The 17,801-nt window shown below is 54.9% G+C and carries 17 protein-coding genes; 8 read left to right on the plus strand and 9 right to left on the minus strand.

The window, feature by feature from the left end:
- Positions 1-43: 43 nt before the first annotated feature.
- The 6 genes from OGV82_RS01055 to ybbA form a co-directional block, all read right to left on the minus strand.
- Positions 44-703: a methionine ABC transporter permease gene (locus OGV82_RS01055; RefSeq protein WP_012133464.1), complete on the minus strand. Its 660-nt coding sequence runs from the start codon at positions 701-703 to the stop codon at positions 44-46.
- Entirely contained in the window at positions 696-1,712 is a 1,017-nt protein-coding gene (sfbB, locus tag OGV82_RS01060) for a virulence-associated ABC transporter ATP-binding protein SfbB (protein ID WP_012133465.1), read from the minus strand. The genes OGV82_RS01055 and sfbB overlap by 8 nt, the downstream gene beginning before the upstream one ends.
- A 62-nt stretch (positions 1,713-1,774) precedes the next feature.
- On the minus strand, positions 1,775-2,605 hold the full coding sequence (locus OGV82_RS01065; RefSeq protein WP_012133466.1) for a MetQ/NlpA family ABC transporter substrate-binding protein: 831 nt from the start codon (positions 2,603-2,605) through the stop codon (positions 1,775-1,777).
- A gap of 294 nt (positions 2,606-2,899) precedes the next feature.
- Positions 2,900-4,042 (minus strand): porin, encoded by a 1,143-nt coding sequence (locus tag OGV82_RS01070; protein WP_024130578.1) that lies wholly within the window; start codon positions 4,040-4,042, stop codon positions 2,900-2,902.
- Between the two features lie 302 nt (positions 4,043-4,344).
- The gene (gene ybbP, locus OGV82_RS01075; protein WP_101743902.1) at positions 4,345-6,759 is read right to left on the minus strand and encodes a putative ABC transporter permease subunit YbbP; all 2,415 of its coding nucleotides are present in this window, start codon (positions 6,757-6,759) and stop codon (positions 4,345-4,347) included.
- Positions 6,756-7,442: a putative ABC transporter ATP-binding protein YbbA gene (ybbA, locus tag OGV82_RS01080; protein WP_012133471.1), complete on the minus strand. Its 687-nt coding sequence runs from the start codon at positions 7,440-7,442 to the stop codon at positions 6,756-6,758. Before ybbA ends, ybbP begins: the two co-directional genes overlap by 4 nt.
- Here ybbA and tesA point away from each other — a divergent pair.
- Genes tesA through OGV82_RS01095 form a run of 3 tightly spaced genes read left to right on the plus strand, consistent with a single transcriptional unit; the run spans position 7,413 to position 9,750 of the window.
- Complete coding sequence (gene tesA / locus OGV82_RS01085) at positions 7,413-8,036, plus strand: multifunctional acyl-CoA thioesterase I/protease I/lysophospholipase L1 (protein WP_024130579.1); 624 nt, start codon at positions 7,413-7,415, stop codon at positions 8,034-8,036. The two genes, ybbA and tesA, sit on opposite strands and share 30 nt — an antisense overlap.
- Positions 8,037-8,064: 28 nt before the next feature.
- Positions 8,065-8,835: an SDR family oxidoreductase gene (locus OGV82_RS01090; RefSeq protein WP_101743903.1), complete on the plus strand. Its 771-nt coding sequence runs from the start codon at positions 8,065-8,067 to the stop codon at positions 8,833-8,835.
- 60 nt (positions 8,836-8,895) lie between these two features.
- Positions 8,896-9,750, plus strand: coding sequence for a co-chaperone YbbN (locus OGV82_RS01095; protein ID WP_058668720.1), 855 nt, complete (start codon positions 8,896-8,898; stop codon positions 9,748-9,750).
- Between the two features lie 72 nt (positions 9,751-9,822).
- Here the strand turns inward: OGV82_RS01095 and fetB are convergent, their stop codons facing one another.
- Both fetB and fetA read right to left on the minus strand, forming a co-directional pair.
- Entirely contained in the window at positions 9,823-10,602 is a 780-nt protein-coding gene (fetB, locus tag OGV82_RS01100; RefSeq protein WP_047458353.1) for an iron efflux ABC transporter permease subunit FetB, read from the minus strand.
- A complete protein-coding gene (fetA, locus tag OGV82_RS01105) occupies positions 10,589-11,266 on the minus strand; it encodes an iron efflux ABC transporter ATP-binding subunit FetA (protein WP_047458355.1) in 678 nt (225 codons plus the stop codon). The genes fetB and fetA overlap by 14 nt, the downstream gene beginning before the upstream one ends.
- 149 nt (positions 11,267-11,415) lie before the next feature.
- Between fetA and OGV82_RS01110 the strand changes: the two genes are divergently transcribed.
- Positions 11,416-12,333, plus strand: coding sequence for an SPFH domain-containing protein (locus OGV82_RS01110; protein ID WP_012133477.1), 918 nt, complete (start codon positions 11,416-11,418; stop codon positions 12,331-12,333).
- The gene (locus tag OGV82_RS01115) at positions 12,330-12,782 is read left to right on the plus strand and encodes an NfeD family protein (RefSeq protein ID WP_047458358.1); all 453 of its coding nucleotides are present in this window, start codon (positions 12,330-12,332) and stop codon (positions 12,780-12,782) included. Before OGV82_RS01110 ends, OGV82_RS01115 begins: the two co-directional genes overlap by 4 nt.
- Here OGV82_RS01115 and cueR read toward each other — a convergent pair whose 3' ends face one another.
- A complete protein-coding gene (cueR, locus tag OGV82_RS01120) occupies positions 12,783-13,199 on the minus strand; it encodes a Cu(I)-responsive transcriptional regulator (RefSeq protein WP_101743959.1) in 417 nt (138 codons plus the stop codon).
- Positions 13,200-13,483: 284 nt separating this feature from the next.
- On the opposite strand from cueR, the gene OGV82_RS01125 reads away from it, so the two are divergent.
- From OGV82_RS01125 to hutW, 3 genes are read left to right on the plus strand one after another with little or no spacing between them, the layout of a single operon-like run.
- Entirely contained in the window at positions 13,484-15,610 is a 2,127-nt protein-coding gene (locus OGV82_RS01125) for a TonB-dependent receptor (RefSeq protein ID WP_012133480.1), read from the plus strand.
- Between the two features lie 2 nt (positions 15,611-15,612).
- Positions 15,613-16,437, plus strand: a complete 825-nt coding sequence (locus tag OGV82_RS01130) for a heme/hemin ABC transporter substrate-binding protein (RefSeq protein WP_101743904.1) — start codon at positions 15,613-15,615, stop codon at positions 16,435-16,437.
- Between the two features lie 20 nt (positions 16,438-16,457).
- Positions 16,458-17,795 (plus strand): heme anaerobic degradation radical SAM methyltransferase ChuW/HutW, encoded by a 1,338-nt coding sequence (gene hutW / locus OGV82_RS01135; RefSeq protein WP_049010050.1) that lies wholly within the window; start codon positions 16,458-16,460, stop codon positions 17,793-17,795.
- The last annotated feature ends 6 nt before the right edge of the window (positions 17,796-17,801 follow it).

Genomic DNA, 17,801 nt, shown 5'->3' on the forward strand with positions numbered 1-17,801 from the left:
CCGGATGGCGGCTAACGCCTTATCCGCCTACAAATACTATGCCCTAATGTCTGTCGCGTTTATCGGCGCGTTTCGCCAGCCAGTCGCCGAGCATCTGTACAACCTGCACCAGAATAATCAACGCGACCACGGTGACAATCATCACCTGGGTTTCGTAGCGGTAATAACCGTAGCGAATCGCCAGGTCGCCGACCCCGCCGCCGCCGACAATCCCGGCCATCGCGGAATAGCCAATCAGACTCACCAGCGTGATGGTCAGCCCGCGTAGCAGACCGGCGCTGGCCTCTGGCAGCAGTACGGTGCAGATAATGCGCATCGGGCTGGCGCCGAACGCTTCTGCCGCTTCGATAATCCCTTTATCCACCTCACGCAGCGCGCTATCGACCAGACGCGCATAGAACGCTATCGCCGCAACAGAGAGAGGGACGGAGGCGGCAATCGGCCCGATGGTATTGCCGAGCAAAAATTGCGTGAGCGGCAACAGCAGCACCAGCAAAATCACGAACGGCACCGAGCGGATAATGTTCACCAGAACCGAACTCACCAGATACACGAAGCGATTCTGCCAGAACAGATTCCGGTCGGTGACAAAGATAAGGAAGCCGAGCGGCAGCCCGCCGACAACCGCCAGCACCGTTGAAATGCTCAGCATTTGAAAGGTTTCATTGAACGCCAGCGTTAAATCCGGCAGTAAATCATCCACGAATCACCTCCACCTGCGCAGTACGTTGCCGAATATGCGCTACCGCGGCATCCACCGCTGACGGGTTGTGCGGCGCAGTCAGTTGCACCACTAAAATCCCCAGCGCGCGTTCGCCGATATATTCAATTTTGCCGTGCAGAATGTTCACCGCTACGCCGAACTTTACCGCCACATCAGACAACACCGGCTGCTCCGCCGAATCACCGATAAACAGAATTTTCAGTAACTGACCGGGCAGATGCTGGCGCAGACGTTCCGGTAGCGTCAGATTGAGAGTGTGCGACACCAGCTGCTGTGTGAAGGCGTGCTGCGGATGAGCGAAAACATCAAACACGTCGCCCGACTCCACCACTTTGCCGCCGGACATCACCGCCACGCGATCGCAGATGGACTTGATCACATTCATCTCATGGGTGATCAGCACGATCGTGATCCCCAGCTGTTCGTTAATCTGTTTGAGCAGCGCCAGAATGGTCGCTGACGTTTCCAGATCCAGCGCGGAAGTCGGTTCGTCGCAGAGCAGTACATCTGGATGATTGGCGATCGCGCGGGCAATCCCCACTCGCTGCTTTTGACCACCGCTAAGCTGTACCGGAAAGCGGTTCGCCTTATCCGCCAGCCCGACCAGCGCCAGAATTTCGGCGACGCGCGGGGCGATCTTGCTGCGCTCCCATCCGGCGGATTTCAGGCTGAAAGCGACGTTTTGCGCCACCGTGCGGGTATGCATCAGATTAAAGTGCTGGAAAATCATCCCAATACGCTGGCGGGCTTTACGCAGATTCGCCCCTTCCAGCGCAGAGATCGCCACACCGTTCACTTTCACGCTTCCCTGACTCGGGCGCGTTAAGGCATTAAGGGTACGCAGCAGCGTACTTTTTCCCGCGCCGCTGGTGCCAACAATGCCAAAAATTTCGCCCGCCGCTATCCGCAAGCTGACATCATCCACCGCGCGGGTCGATGCGCCACGGCCTGCCGTAAAATCCACGCAGACCTTTTCAATCTCAATCATGCTCACCTCAGAAATGCGAAAAGGGCAGTCGCCGCTGCCCCGTTAATTCCCTTGCGCAGCGATTATTTGTCTGCGGTCATCCATTCCGGCTTCTGGAAGGCGCTGTAAATATTCTTCGGATCGTCAATAACTGCACGATAGGCCGGAGATTTCACCGCATCGACAATATCTTTCGCGAACGGCTTATCGGCATCTTCACTGCGTACGGCAATGATATTTTTCAGGTTTTCATCCAGTTGCTCTTGTTTTAGCGCGCTGGAAAGATCCAGCCCCGCCGCAACGGCGAAATTACCGTTAACCAGCGCGCCGGTCACGCCATCCAGCGTGCGCGGCAGCTGTGCCGCTTCCAGCGGTTTAAACACCAGCCCTTTCGGGTTGCTGGCGATATCACGCTCGGAGGCTTTCGTCGGGTCGATATTGTCTTTAATGGTGATAAGACCGATTGATTGCAGGAAACGCAGACCGCGCGCCAGATTGGTCGGGTCATTCGACAGGGTAATAATGTCCCCTTTCTTCAGCTCGTCCAGGCTGTTGATTTTACGGGAATAGAACCCCATTCCGGCCGTCGGCACGACGATCAGCTTCGTCAGTTTCAGCCCTTTATCGGCGGTGAATTTTTCAAAATAGAGCGTGTGCTGGAACAGGTTAGCGTCAATGCTGCCGTTGGATAACGCCATGTTTGGCTGAACATAGTCGCTAAATTCGCGCACCACGACCTTGTAGCCTTTCTCTTTCAGCGTTGGCGCGATGGCCTGTTTAACCATATCGCCATACGGCCCCGGCGCGACGCCGAATACAATAGTCTGTGGATCGCTATTAGCATGAGCAAATTGCAGGCCGCAGGCCAGCAAAAGCGCCCCGGCGGCAACGCGTAAACTCTGACGCAGTCCCATAACTTCTCCCTTTTAAATGTTGTGATGCAGTGCAGTACGCCGTGCGATGCGACGTTGTTCATTTGGGCCTGAATACAAGGCTATTTGTTAACATGACACAGTTCACAACCTGTTGTCCTTGAAATTATTTCATGATGTTGCAGAGTATGTCGTTGAAAAGGGATGGGCAGAAATGAAAAAGCCGGATAGCGGCATAAATGCCTTATCCGGCCTGGACGCTCTATTATTGCGCTGCACTCGTAGGCCCGATTAGCGCAAGCGCCATCGGGCATTCGGTTTGGCAGGCGTCAATGATTAGAAGTCGTAACGCAGACGAACCAGGTTCATATCGCCCAGATCGTCGGTGCTGGAGGTGAATACGTGTTCGTAATCCACGCGGAAACCATAATCCAGCTGGAAGCTAATACCAACGCCATTATCAATACGCTGGTAGTTACGGCCGTTCACATATTCAATACGGTCACCCATAAAGTACGGCTGAATAGATTTCACCGCATACTGGTTGATCGGGAATTTATAACCGGCAAAGTATTCAATACCCCATGCGTCGCCCGCAAAGTAGTCATGCGCGTCTACGCGTTTGGTGGTCATAAAGTTCTGATACCAGCCGCCGCCCAGCGCGAAAGTCCAGTTATCCGGCGTCCAGCTAAGCGCAGTACCAACGATATTTTGATCGTAGTCTTTACCGTCGCCGCCGTTACCTGGGCGCATTTCCGCACGCGTATAGTTCCACGCCGTACCCCAGGTCAGATCGTCCGTGATGTGGTAATCCGCACCCAGAGAACCGCCGCCTTTACGCTTGTAGCGCAGGCCGTTGTTCGGGTTGTAATCATCGCTGAACAGATAAGACGCGTAGAGATCGACGTCGCCGACTGTTTTCTTATACTTCAGGGATTTACGGGTACGGTAAGAACCGTCGTAGTCGCCGTTGATACCGTTGCCTGGCGCCTGACCAATCATGTCATAGTCCCAGATATCGGTTTTCACGCCAACCACATCATAATAAACGCTGTTCTGTTGACCGAAAGTCAGCGTACCCCAGGTATCGCTTTTCAGACCGGTGTACAGCATACGACGAGTGGTGTCGTTCGCGCCGTCTGCGTAGTGATTATCCCAGTTGAACATCGCCGGGAAGTTAACGCCCAGCTCGTAGTAGCTGACCCAGCTAATGTCATCAAACAGATAGTAATCAGCCGCGAAACGGAAACGGGTGCCGCCATCGAAGCCATTACGTTTGTAACCATTTTTACCATCGTCGCCAGCCATATTCTGGAACTGAGGACGAATACTGCCGCCAACGGTGAAGTTAAGACGGCTCAGCGGATTACCCGCCTGTGGATCTTGTTTCAGAACAGTGATTTCCGCCTGAGATGCGAAAGACGTTAATGCCACTGCCGCGCCGATCGATGCCGCCAGCGCTGTTTTTTTTATTGTCATTATATTTTCCTTGATAGATTTACCCGTCATTATTCGCACTGCTGGCAAAATACCGGCAACGTAAAAAACAACGGGCATAGCCCGCTAACTATTTAGCAATTAAATATTAACTGGTATTAATCCTGTCGTGTTGGCGGGTTTTTAATGTTTTGTGCTACTAAAAATCGAGGGGTTAACAATTCGTGCCACATAGGGAGTACACACCAGTATAAACACCGGTGCGTAATCATCACGTATATAAATTATATTATTAAAACTACACACCGGTATAAAAACCGGTGTGTGATCATCACATCTATAAATTAATTATTAAATTGGCGAAATAACGCTTTGCCTTTTAACAGACGCGCGCCGAGCCATCCGCCGCATAATGAAAGTAATAATGCGCCGCAGACGGGCAAAATAATCCACACGCGCCAGTCCGGTTCCCACGGAAAATCGAACACCTGACTTTGCAGCACCGCCAGCGCAGTTTCCGCGCCGATCGCCGCCACCAGCCCGGAGACCATACCCAGCATGGCAAATTCACACCAGAGCGTGGTGCGCAGCAGTTTTTTACCCGCGCCTAAGGTGCGCCAGACCACCAGTTCCTGATGACGTTGACGCATTCCGACCTGAACCTGCGCCAGTAACAACAGCATGCCGCAGGCCGTGACCAGCACCACCATCACCTCCAGCGCCCGGCTGACCTGCTCCAGCACCTGACCGACCTGTTTCAGGATCGCGCCGATATCCAGCAGGCTGATGGTCGGGAACTCGCGATTAAGCTGCGTCAGCATGCCGTTGCCATTTTCCCAACGGAAGCTGGTAAGCCAGCTCTGCGGCTGCCCGTCCAGCGCACCGGAGGGGAAGATAAAGAAGAAGTTAGGGCGCAGACTTTCCCAGTCTACTTTGCGCAGGCTGCTGACCATCGCGCTAAAGTCCTGGGTATCGCCCATAAAGGTCACGCGATCGCCGAGTTGTATATTCAGCCGCTTCGCCAGCCCTTCCTCTATCGAGACCTCTCCCGCTTTTGGCGGCCAGCTTCCGGCGGTAATCGGGTTATGATCCGGGCGCGTATCCTGCCACGTCAGATTCAGCTCACGGTTAAGCGCTTCGTCCTGATTTCCTTCGGTCGGCAGACCATTAATCTCCGTCAGTCGCGCCCGCACGATCGGGAAGAATGCCTCCGGGATCACCTGATGCTCAGACAGGAAGGCTTTCAGCGGCACCACCTGTTCAGAAGCGATATTGATGAGGAAATAGTTCGGACTTTCCGGCGGCAGTTGTTGTTGCCAGCGATCCAGCAGATCGCCGCGCAGCACCAGCAGAAGCGCCAGCAGCATAAAGGAGAGCGAAAAAGCCGAGAGCTGGCTTAACGTGGACCACGGCTGGCGCAGCAGTCGGCTTACGGCCAGGCGCAGAGGCAGCGATGTCAACGTCATACCGCGCAGCACGTTCAACAGCATCCAGCCCAGCACACCGCAAAGTAGCGCCAGCACCACCGCACCGGCCAGCACCGCCCACAGCAACATGCTGCCGCCCATCAACCCCGCGAGCAGCGCGACGACAACAACCGTGACCACCGGAAGATACACCTTCAGCGGCCAGACACGCGCAACCACATCACGCCGCAGCACACGCAACGGCTGCGTCGCCAGCAGCAAACGATACGGACGCAGTCCAACCAGCAAAGAAATGATGATCATCGTTCCCAGCGCCCACAGCCACGGCCAGAGGCTGGCTGGCGGCAGAACGGCGGGTAACACCGGTTTAAGAAGCACCATCAGCACGTTCTCGAACAATAACCCAATGGCGCCTCCCGTCACGGCGGAAAGAGCCAGCAGCATCCCCCACTGCCCGACGATCAGCTTGCGCAGCTGCGCCCTGCCCGCCCCCAGCGTTTTGAGGATCGCAATCAGATCGTAGCGGCTGCGGCAGTAGTGGCTCATCGCCACCGCCACGGCCGCTACAGCTAACAGCAACGTTAACAGCGCCGACAGCAGCAGGAACTGCTGCGAGCGTTCAAGCGATTTGCCCAGCGCGCCTTCATCTTGTTCCAGCCCGTACCAGCGATGTTCAGGCTTAAGCTGCGGCAATAGCCACTTTTCATAGCCGTCCAGCTGCTGCGGCGTACCGCCAAACTTATAGCGCCACGTCACGCGACTTCCCGGCTGTACTGCGCCCGTTTTTTCAACATCCGCAATGTGCATCATCAGGCGTGGAGCCATCTGGAAAGGGTTAAACCCAGAGTCCGGCTCCTGTACCACCTCGCCAGCAATACGCAGCGTGGCGTCGCCGACGTCGATGCTGTCACCCGTTTTCAGGTTGAGGAGCGCCATCAGTCTTGGCGCCAGCAACACGGAACCCGGCTGCGGTTTTAACCCCGGCGGATTCGTTTGCAGCTCACCGTACATCGGATAAACGTCATCCACCGCTTTGACGCTGGCCAGCTGCGGCGTATCGTCTGCAAAGGTCATGGTGGCGAAAGTCATCTGTTCGCCCACTTTCAGACCGCGTTTGCGCGCCTCATCGATCCACGCCAGCGGCACCTCGCGCGAACTGCGCAGCGCCCGGTCTCCGGCCATAAAATCACGGCTTTGCTGACTTAAACCCTTTTCCATGCGATCGCTGATATTGCCCAGCGCCAGCACGCAGGCCACCGCCAGACTCAGCGCCAGCCAGACAATCAGTAAGGAAGGTGAGCGCCATTCGCGCCAGAACCAGCGTGCAATCATGCCTCCTCCTGCAACTGCCCATCCACCAGGCGTAATCGTCGGTCGCAACGCGCCGCCAGTTGCGGGTCGTGCGTCACCAGAATCAGGGTGGTGCCATGTTCGCGATTAAGCGAAAACAGCAGGTCGGCGATTTTATCCCCGGTCTGCCGGTCAAGGTTTCCCGTCGGTTCATCGGCAAACAGCACGTCTGGCCGCCCGTTGAACGCTCTCGCCAGCGCCACACGCTGCTGCTCGCCGCCGGAAAGCTGGGCCGGAAGATGATCAAGACGTTTTCCCAGACCTAACTGTTCCAGCAACGCTTTCGCGCCATCGCGGCTTTTCCCGCTGTTCTCTCCCCGCAGCAAGGCGGGCAGTTCAACGTTTTCCAGGGCATTCAGCGTGGGAATCAACATAAAAGACTGGAAAACAAAGCCGACATGCTGCGCGCGCAGCTGCGCCCGCGCCTCTTCATCCATCGTGTGCAGAGACTGCCCGACCAGATTCACCTCGCCGCTGCTGCCATCATCCAGCCCGGCCAGAATCGCCAGCAGCGTCGATTTCCCCGATCCTGACTCGCCGATCAGCGCAATGGTCTCGGCGCGTTTGACAACCAGTTCAACTCCGGTAAGGATGGAAAGCTCATGCTCACCCTGACCGACGGACTTCTTAAGACGATGAACTTCAACAATGTTTTCCGCTGGCATTTGCCCTTCCTGTTTCTGGTCCTGTTAACGTTCCGCGCCGCCGCAGCGGACACGTTATTAATTCTGGGTGACAGCCTGAGCGCCGGATACCGCATGTCCGCCAGCGCGGCCTGGCCTGCGCTGCTTAACGACAAGTGGCAGGATAAAACGCCGGTCATCAATGCCAGCATTAGCGGCGACACCTCGCAACAAGGCCTGGCGCGTCTGCCTGCGCTGCTGAAGCAGCATCAGCCCCGCTGGGTTCTGGTCGAGCTTGGCGGCAATGACGGCCTGCGCGGTTTTCAACCTCAGCAAACCGAGCAAACCCTGCGTAAAATCCTGCTGGATGTGAAGGCCGCAAACGCCGAGCCGTTGCTCATGCAAATTCGTCTGCCCGCAAACTATGGTCGCCGTTATAATGAAACCTTTAGCGCCATCTACCCACGGCTTGCCAAAGAGTTTGATATTCCGCTTCTGCCCTTTTTTATGGAAGAGGTTTATCTGAAACCACAATGGATGCAGGACGACGGTATTCATCCTAATCGCGACGCCCAGCCGTTTATTGCCGACTGGATGGCGCAACAACTAACCCCATTAGTTAACCACGACTCGTAAATCAACGGAGATCCTGACAGGTAAAGTTATGCAAAAATCGGTCTTAATTACAGGATGTTCCAGCGGAATCGGTCTGGAAAGCGCTCTTGAACTGAAACGTCAGGGTTTTCAAATTCTGGCAGGTTGCCGTAAACCCGATGACGTCACGCGGATGAACAGCATGGGATTCACCGGCGTGCTGATCGACCTCGACTCGCCGGAAAGCGTGGATCGCGCCGCAGACGACGTGATCGCCCTGACCGATAATCGTTTATATGGGATCTTTAACAATGCCGGATACGGCGTGTATGGCCCGCTTACCACTATCAGCCGCGCGCAGATGGAGCAGCAGTTTTCCGCCAATTTCTTTGGCGCGCACCAGCTCACTATGCGCCTGCTCCCTGCTATGCTGCCGTACGGCGAAGGGCGCATTGTGATGACCTCATCCGTGATGGGGCTGATCTCCACGCCAGGGCGCGGCGCCTATGCCGCCAGCAAATATGCGCTGGAAGCCTGGTCTGATGCGCTGCGCATGGAGCTGCGCCACACGGGTATTAAGGTCAGCCTGATCGAACCCGGCCCGATTCGTACCCGGTTTACCGATAACGTCAGCCAGACCCAGAGCGACAAACCGGTAGAAAATCCGGGGATTGCCGCGCGTTTTACGCTCGGGCCAGAAGCCGTTGTCGCTAAAGTCCGCCATGCTTTTGAGAGCGACAAACCGAAATTACGCTACCCGGTTACGATGGTGACGTGGGCGATCACGCTGCTGAAGCGCGTGCTGCCGGGACGCGCAATGGACAAAATTTTGCAGGGTTGAGTTGAAGCGCACGCGTCAGCCCCCATGTAAAAGAGAACCAGACATAAAGAGAGTGACTCCATGTCCGTACAAAATATTGTCAATATTAACGAATCTAACCTGCAACAGACCCTCGAACAGTCGATGACCACCCCGGTTCTGTTCTATTTTTGGTCTGAACGCAGCCAGCATTGTCTGCAACTGACGCCGGTGCTGGAAAGCCTTGCCGCACAGTACAACGGCCAGTTTATCCTCGCGAAGCTCGACTGCGACGCCGAGCAGATGATCGCCTCCCAGTTTGGCTTGCGCGCTATTCCTACCGTGTATCTGTTCCAGAACGGTCAGCCGGTCGACGGCTTCCAGGGGCCGCAGCCGGAAGAAGCGATTCGCGCGCTGCTCGACAAAGTGCTGCCGCGTGAAGAAGAGCTGAAAGCGCAGCAGGCAATGCAACTGATGCAGGAAGGCAACTACATTGAAGCGCTGCCGCTGCTGAAAGACGCCTGGCAGCTCTCTCATCAGAACGGCGAGATCGGCCTGCTGCTGGCGGAAACCCAGATTGCCCTCAACCGTACGGAAGACGCCGAAGCCGTGCTGAAAACCATTCCGTTACAGGATCAGGACACCCGCTATCAGGGCCTGGTCGCGCAGATTGATTTACTGAAACAGGCGGCCGACACCCCGGAAATCCAGCAACTGCAACAGCAGGTTGCGGACAATCCAGAAGATGCGGCGCTGGCGGCGCAACTGGCGCTGCAACTGCATCAGGTCGGGCGTAACGAAGAGGCGCTGGAGTTATTGTTCAGCCATTTGAAGAAAGATCTCGCCGCCGCAGACGGTCAGGCGCGGAAAACGTTCCAGGAGATCCTCGCCGCGTTAGGCACCGGCGATGCGCTGGCGTCGAAATTCCGCCGCCAGCTGTACGCGCTGTTGTACTAATCCGCTACATTTTGCCCGATGGCGCTACGCTTATCGGGCCTACAAACGCTAAAAATACCGATCCCCCTGGCATCACATCTTCTTTAAATGCGTCACCACCAGTTGGTGGCGCGAATTATAGAATTTCCGGTAGGTTAAATAGCAGGCGATAATGGTCGACAGGCTTGCTGTGGATAGCAGCATAAAAGTCACCATTATCTGATACTTAATCGCTTTTACCGGATCGATACCGGCAAAAATCAACCCGGACATCATCCCCGGTAAGCTCACCAGCCCAACCGTTTTTGCCGAATCAATGGTCGGGATCAGCGACGCGCGAATACTGTCGCGAATAAGCCCCGCAGACGCCGTTTTCGGCGTTGCGCCCAGACTGAGCTTCTCCTGAATTTGCTGCTGCTCGCTGCTGAATCGCTGGCCCAGATTGTTGTAGCACAGCCCTACCGCCACCATCGCGTTACCCGCAATCATGCCGGAAATCGGGATCACCTGCATCGGCGTAAACTCGATAGATCCTGACAATACCAGTACCGCCAGCGTCAGCCCCGCTCCGGTCGTAATCGCAATAAACGACGAGGTAAACGCTTTATCAATATATTTACTGCGTTTTTGCGCGTTATACGCCGCGTTAAAACAGATAAACAGCACCATCAATAATGTCAGGATGGCGTGATTGACGCCAAAAATGTATTTCAGAACATAGCCGACGATAACAAGCTGGATTACCGCCCGGGCAACGCTCCAGAGAATATCTTTTTCCAGTGCCAGTTTCTCTTTGTGGCTAATCAGAATAGCCACAACCACCAGCATCATCGATAACGCCAGCGACTCATTCGTTATATTATGCTCGTTCATAGGTAGCTTCCTGCATTTCTCCGGCATGAGGCTGAAGCGTAATCACATTATCCGCATGATTAATTTCATCTTTATCGTGTGTTACCCACAGCACGGCAATATTTTTATCGCGAACATAGCGATGAATAATGTCATTCACATTCTCTTTATTACGCTCATCCAGCGCACTGGTGATCTCATCCAGCAGCAGAACCTGCGGCAGAAACTGTAAATTACGGATCAATGAGATACGTTGTTTTTCCCCGCCGGAAAGCGCCGTAATGTTTTTCTGTAAAATGGTTTCCGGTAGCTCAAACTGCGCCAGATCGGCAAGAAAAGCCTTCGGTTCCGGCGTTTTGTTGCGGATCTGCCAGGGGAAAATCAGGTTGTCATACACCGTATCGCCAAACAGCACTGGCGTCTGGGCGCAATAAGAGACCTGCTGGCGGTAAGTTTCGGGCTTAAGCGTGGCAATCTCTTCGCCTTCAAACAGGATATCCCCCGTATCCGGGCTGATTAATGACGCCACAATCTTTAGCAATGTGCTTTTACCGCACCCGGATGGGCCGGTAATCAGTTTAAATTCCCCGGCATTCAGCATGAAACTGATGTTATTGAGAATTTTCGTGGCGCCAGCCTGGTATCCCACCTTTCTTAGCTGGAGCAAAGGGCTGCTCTCTTTCATCTCACATCCATTTTTCACATCTTTAAAGTAAACAGTGTATCCCTGTAATTTATAAGAGGGGAACTCACTTTGATTAATCGGGTATAATTTGATTAAACAGACCGCAAAGACCGTTTTTTTACATGGACAGCACGACAGGAGGTTTATCAATGCTTATTTTTATCCCTATTCTCATTTTCGTGGCGTTGGTGATAGTCGGCGCAGGCGTCAAAATTGTCCCACAGGGATACCAGTGGACCGTGGAGCGTTTTGGCCGTTACACCAAAACCCTGCAACCAGGCCTGAGCCTGGTGGTGCCGTTTATGGACAGAATTGGTCGCAAGATCAACATGATGGAACAGGTACTCGATATCCCGTCGCAGGAGGTTATCTCAAAAGATAACGCCAACGTCACCATTGACGCGGTGTGCTTTATTCAGGTTATCGACGCTCCGCGCGCGGCCTATGAAGTCAGCAATCTTGAGCTGGCCATTATCAACCTCACCATGACCAACATCCGTACCGTACTGGGGTCAATGGAGCTGGATGAAATGCTTTCCCAGCGCGACAGCATCAACACGCGCCTGCTGCACATTGTCGATGAGGCCACCAATCCCTGGGGCGTCAAGGTTACGCGTATTGAGATCCGCGATGTTCGTCCACCGGCGGAATTGATTTCATCCATGAACGCCCAGATGAAAGCAGAACGTACCAAACGCGCCTACATTCTGGAGGCGGAAGGGGTGCGCCAGGCTGAAATTCTGAAAGCTGAGGGTGAAAAACAGTCGCAGATCCTGAAAGCGGAAGGCGAACGCCAGTCTGCCTTCTTACAGGCTGAAGCGCGTGAACGTTCCGCCGAAGCGGAAGCCCGCGCCACCCAGATGGTCTCTGAAGCGATCGCCGCCGGGGATATTCAGGCGGTGAACTACTTCGTGGCGCAGAAATACACCGAAGCGTTGCAGCAGATTGGTTCGTCGGGCAACAGTAAGGTTGTCATGATGCCGCTGGACGCCAGCAGTCTGATGGGCTCCATTGCCGGGATCACCGAACTTATCAAGGACAGCACCAGCGAACGGAACAAATCATGATAGCGATGATTCTGGTTCACCCGCATATTTTCTGGCTGAGTCTTGGTGGGCTACTGCTGGCCGCCGAGATGCTGGGAGGGAACGGCTACCTGCTGTGGAGCGGTGTCGCCGCCGTGATTACTGGCCTGGTGGTCTGGCTGGTGCCGCTCGGCTGGGAGTGGCAAGGCGTTATGTTCGCCGTATTGACGCTGCTGGCGGCCTGGCTGTGGTGGAAGTGGCTGGCACGGCGCGTGCGTGAGCAAAAACCGGCTGACAGTCACCTTAATCAACGCGGGAAACAGCTGGTAGGCCACCGCTTTATTCTGGAAACCGCGCTGGTCAACGGACGCGGCCACATGCGCGTCGGCGACAGCTCCTGGCCCGTCAGCGCCGACGCGGATCTGAGCGCCGGAACGCAGGTGGAGGTGATTGCCATCGAAGGGATAACGTTGCGCATTAAGGCCGTGTGATCAACGGCGGGCTTTACCTTTGTGATGACAGCAGCCGGAAAGATTATCAATGATCGGGCAATCGGCGCTGTCATCACCCGGGCATGACTCCGCCAGGGTCAGTAATTGCGTGCGCATAACCTGCAATTCGCTGATGTGGCGTTCAATCTCAGCGACCTTTTCCAGCGTGCGTTTTTTCACATCTGCGCTATGGCGCCCCGGATCGTTAAACAAATTCACCAGTTCACCGCACTCTTCCAGGTTAAAACCGACCTGACGCGCCTGACGCAACAGCGTTAACTCGTTTAAATGCTGCTGGCTGTAAGTGCGGTATCCGTTTTCACTGCGCAGCGGCGGCGTCACCAGCCCTTTCTCTTCATAAAATCGAATAGCCTTGCTGGTTAAGCCTGTTTTTTTCGCAACATCGCTAATATTCACATCTCCCCCCCCGCAGAGCATGTTGATGCCGAAGCTCATTATAACCCACATCGCCCCCATGCTATCACGGGGTGGAATGCCCCTGGCGCCTGTGCAATAAATCCTTAGCAATCCTACTGTTATGTGCGATCTCGCTCACACTTATGGCTGTCTTGCTTGCAACATATTGATACAGATCAAAGGTGCATTAATTATACACCTTTCAACCTTGAACTTGTGGATACATCTTCTATATAAACGCGAATGATAATGATGATCATTTACATACTCATAAAGGTTCTCACATGTTGCCACGGATTAGCCAACGGCCATTTATTCTTTCGGCCCTGACATTATGCGTTTCAGGTGCTGTTTCAGCAGCCACGACAACTACAGCACAACATCATAAAGTATCGGATGACGACACGTTAATCGTCACCGCTAACCGCTCAGAAAGTAGCCTTTGGGAAAGCCCCGCCACGATTCAGGTTATCGACCGCCAGGCCATACAGAATTCCACCAGCGTGTCGATTGCGGACGATCTACAGGACATCCCCGGCGTTGAGGTTACTGATAACTCTCTGGCAGGACGCAAACAGATCCGCATTCGCGGCGAAGCCTCTTCACGCGTATTAATTTTGATTGACGGCCAGGTCGTCAGCTATCAGCGCGCCGGGCAAAACTACGGCGCTGGCTTGCTCATTGATGAATCGTCGCTTGAGCGTATTGAAATCGTTAAAGGCCCCTACTCGGTGCTCTATGGCTCGCAGGCCATTGGCGGCGTGGTGAACTTTATTACGAAAAAAGGCGGCGATAAGCCGCTCGGCGGAAGCGTCAAAGCCGTTTACAACTCCGCGACCGCAGGCTGGGAGGAGTCGGCCGCCGCCTGGGGCAGCATCGGCAACTTTGACTACCGCATTAACGGCAGTTATTCCGATCAGGGCAACCGCGACACGCCTGACGGCAGATTGCCCAACACCAATTTCCGCAACAACAGCCAGGGCGTCTGGCTTGGCTACAATCTCGATCGCCATAAATTTGGACTATCACTCGATCGCTACAAAACGTCTACCCAAACCTGGATTAGCGATGCGGATAACCAGTATGACGAATTCAGCGTCCGTATTCCGAAACTGGAACGCGAAAAGGTCGGCGTTTTCTATGACTATGATGCCGATGGCGATTACCTGAAAAAAATCCACCTCGACGCTTACAGCCAGACCATTGAGCGTAAATTTGAGAATCGGGTAAAAACCACCCAGGTAATCCCAAGCCCGATGATTCAGGCGCTGACAGTCAGCAATCAGACCAACACCAATGATAAACAGTACACGCAGGGTGTGACGTTACAGAGCAACTTCTCACTGCCAGCGAACAACGAGCTGGTTATCGGGACGCAGTATCAGCACGACAAAGTGAAGCAGGACACCAATAGCAGCACGCGTCAGACAGCGGCAACCGGCGTCTTCGATATCCAGACCAATACCCTGTCGCATATTGAGGCTGAACAAGGTAACGCCTCAATATTTGCGCAAAACGACTGGCGTTTTGCCGATGACTGGACCTGGACCGTCGGCGCACGTCAGTACTGGCTCTCTTCTAAACTGAACCGTAGCGACAGTCTGAGCGGCACAACCTGGCAGTCATCCGGTGGAAAGTCAGCGCATGACGATGAGTTAGTCACCTCAACCAGCCTGCGTTACTCCGGTTTTGATAATCTTGAGCTACGCGCAGCCTATGCTCAGGGATATGTCTTCCCGACGCTGGTTCAGTTGTTTATGCAAACGTCTGCGGGCGGCAGAATCACCTATGGCAATCCTGACCTGAAGGCTGAGCACTCCAATAACTATGAACTGGGTGCGCGTTACAAAGGCAATATGTGGCTGATTGACGGGGCGATTTACTACTCCGAAGCCAAAGACTATATCGCCAGTCTCGCCTGTTCAGGGCAAGCGATTTGTAATGGCAGCAGCACCTCATCTTACTACTACGACAACATCGACCGCGCCAAAACCTGGGGGATGGAGCTGACGGCGGAATACAACGCCTGGGCCGTATCGCCTTATCTGAGCGGCAACCTGATTCGTCGTCAGTATGAAGGCGACGTGCAGAAAACCTGGGATACCGGCGAACCGATGCTGACAGGCCGCGCAGGTCTGAAACACACGCTGCTGCTCAATGCCGCGAATATCACTTCCGATCTCTTCATCCGCGCGGCATCCAGCGCCAAAGACAACACGGGAGAGACTGAAATTCGCTATCCGGGCTGGGCGACGCTTAACCTCGCCTTTAATACCGAGTTTGGTCCGCAGGATCAGTATCAGGTCAATCTGGCGCTGAACAACCTGACCGATAAACGTTACCAGACCGCTCATGAATCTATTCCAGCGGCGGGCTTTAACGCAGCGATTGGTTTTGCGTGGAATTTCTGACGATGAAGAGAATTGTCATTGGCTTGCTGGCGCTGGTTAGCGCCTTCAGCGTGCAGGCGGCCGAACGACTGGTGGTGGCGGGCGGCTCTCTCAGCGAGCTTATTTTTGCGATGGGCATCGGCGATCACGTTGTCGGGGTGGATGAAACCACCTCTTATCCCCCCGAAACCGCTGCACTGCCGCATATTGGCTACTGGAAGCAACTGAACAGTGAAGGCATTTTATCGCTGCGCCCGGACAGCTTTATCACCTGGCAGGACGCGGGCCCGCATATTGTGCTGGAGCAGTTGCGTGCCCAAAAAGTCAACGTTGTCACCCTACCGCGCGTTCCGGCCACCGTTGACCAGATGTACGCCAATATTCATGCCCTGGCGAACACGCTCCAGGTTCCTGAACAGGGCGACGCGCTGGTTAACCGCATTCGCCAGCGGCTGGATCGTGTGCAGGACAGCGTGAAGGCGAAAGGCGCGCCGGTTAAGGCGATGTTTATTCTTTCTGCGGGGGGCAGCGCCCCGCAGATCGCCGGTAAGGGCAGCGTCGCTGACGCGATTCTGACCCTCGCTGGCGCGCAGAATGTCGCCCAACATGCGCAATATAAAAGTTACAGCGCGGAATCGCTGATTGCGGCAAACCCGCAGGTGATTGTTGTGACATCACAGATGGTCGAGGGCGACATCAATCGCCTGCGCGCCATTGCCGGTATCACCCATACCTCCGCCTGGAAAAATCAGCGGATCGTCGCCATTGATCAGGCGTTGATTCTGGGGATGGGTCCCCGCGTCGCTGACGCCGTTGAAACTCTGCACCAGCAACTCTGGCCTCATTAAATGGATTTGGCATTACAATTATGAATACTCAACACACGCTGGATCTCACTCCACATTTCGCGCTGGAGGGGAACCAGCCCTTTAAGGATCGTCGGGCCACGATGCCGTGGCGTGGTGCGATTCCTGTTGCAAAAGAGCAATTGTCGCAAACCTGGCAGAACGTCATCAGCCAGACCGTTCCACCGCGCAAAAGACTGGTGTATTTACATATCCCTTTTTGCGCAACCCACTGTACTTTCTGCGGTTTTTATCAGAACCGCTTTGAAGAGGATCACTGCGCACGCTATACCGACGCCCTGCTACGTGAAATAGAGATGGAAGCCGACAGCACGCTGCACCAGTCAGCGCCCATTCATGCGGTGTATTTCGGCGGTGGAACGCCGTCTGCGCTGTCGGCCAGGGATCTGGCCAGGATCATCACCACGCTGCGTGAAAAACTGCCGCTGGCGCCGGATTGCGAAATCACTATCGAAGGTCGGGTGCTCAACTTTGATGATGCCCGCGTTGATGCCTGTCTTGATGCGGGCGCCAATCGGTTTTCTATCGGCATTCAGTCTTTCAACAGCAAGATCCGCAAGAAAATGGCGCGCACCTCGGACGGCCCAACCGCCATCGCCTTTATGAACGGCCTGGTGCGGCGGGATCGCGCCGCCGTGGTGTGCGATCTGCTGTTCGGCCTGCCCGGTCAGGATGCCGCCCTGTGGGGTGAAGATCTGGCGATAGCCCGCGATATCGGGCTGGATGGGATCGATCTGTATGCGCTGAATTTGCTTCCCAATACGCCGCTCGGTAAAGCGGTTGAAAGTGGCCGGACGACCGTTCCTTCCCCCTCAGCGCGTCGCGACCTCTACCTTCAGGGCTGCGATTTTATGGAGAGCGCGGGCTGGCGCTGCATCAGCAACAGCCACTGGGCGCGTACCACCCGAGAACGCAACCTGTACAACCTGCTGATCAAGCAAGGCGCTGACTGCCTCGCCTTCGGCTCCGGCGCAGGCGGTTCGGTCAACGGCTACTCCTGGATGGTGGAGAGAAACCTTTCCACCTGGCATGAAACTATCGCCGCCGGGAAAAAGCCGTTAATGATGATGATGCGTACCGCCGAACGCGGCTTTCAGTGGCGCCATACGTTACAGGCGGGGATTGAAACGGCGCGCGTACCGCTTGATGAACTGACGCCTCACGCGGAGCAACTGATTCCGTTACTGACCCAATGGCACAACGCGGGGCTGACCCGCGATGCGTCAACCTGCCTACGTCTGACCAACGAAGGACGCTTCTGGGCAAGCAATATTTTGCAGTCTCTTGACGAGCTGATTCAGGAACTTAACGCACCGCGCATCGCGGTAGATAAACCATAAAAGGAG

Origin of the sequence: Citrobacter sp. CK191, assembly GCF_030333435.1 — a bacterium.
GTDB classification, from domain to species: Bacteria; Pseudomonadota; Gammaproteobacteria; order Enterobacterales; family Enterobacteriaceae; genus Citrobacter_B; species Citrobacter_B koseri.

Bases quoted from the DNA above. Each gene is read 5' to 3' on its own strand.
- sfbB (WP_012133465.1), bottom strand. From the start codon at position 1,712: ATGATTGAGATTGAAAAGGTCTGCGTGGATTTTACGGCAGGCCGTGGC.
- OGV82_RS01065 (WP_012133466.1), bottom strand. From the start codon at position 2,605: ATGGGACTGCGTCAGAGTTTACGCGTTGCCGCCGGGGCGCTTTTGCTG.
- OGV82_RS01070 (WP_024130578.1), bottom strand. From the start codon at position 4,042: ATGACAATAAAAAAAACAGCGCTGGCGGCATCGATCGGCGCGGCAGTG.
- ybbP (WP_101743902.1), bottom strand. From the start codon at position 6,759: ATGATTGCACGCTGGTTCTGGCGCGAATGGCGCTCACCTTCCTTACTG.
- tesA (WP_024130579.1), top strand. From the start codon at position 7,413: ATGAACTTCAACAATGTTTTCCGCTGGCATTTGCCCTTCCTGTTTCTG.
- ybbA (WP_012133471.1), bottom strand. From the start codon at position 7,442: ATGCCAGCGGAAAACATTGTTGAAGTTCATCGTCTTAAGAAGTCCGTC.
- OGV82_RS01090 (WP_101743903.1), top strand. From the start codon at position 8,065: ATGCAAAAATCGGTCTTAATTACAGGATGTTCCAGCGGAATCGGTCTG.
- OGV82_RS01095 (WP_058668720.1), top strand. From the start codon at position 8,896: ATGTCCGTACAAAATATTGTCAATATTAACGAATCTAACCTGCAACAG.
- fetB (WP_047458353.1), bottom strand. From the start codon at position 10,602: ATGAACGAGCATAATATAACGAATGAGTCGCTGGCGTTATCGATGATG.
- fetA (WP_047458355.1), bottom strand. From the start codon at position 11,266: ATGAAAGAGAGCAGCCCTTTGCTCCAGCTAAGAAAGGTGGGATACCAG.
- OGV82_RS01110 (WP_012133477.1), top strand. From the start codon at position 11,416: ATGCTTATTTTTATCCCTATTCTCATTTTCGTGGCGTTGGTGATAGTC.
- OGV82_RS01115 (WP_047458358.1), top strand. From the start codon at position 12,330: ATGATAGCGATGATTCTGGTTCACCCGCATATTTTCTGGCTGAGTCTT.
- OGV82_RS01125 (WP_012133480.1), top strand. From the start codon at position 13,484: ATGTTGCCACGGATTAGCCAACGGCCATTTATTCTTTCGGCCCTGACA.
- OGV82_RS01130 (WP_101743904.1), top strand. From the start codon at position 15,613: ATGAAGAGAATTGTCATTGGCTTGCTGGCGCTGGTTAGCGCCTTCAGC.
- hutW (WP_049010050.1), top strand. From the start codon at position 16,458: ATGAATACTCAACACACGCTGGATCTCACTCCACATTTCGCGCTGGAG.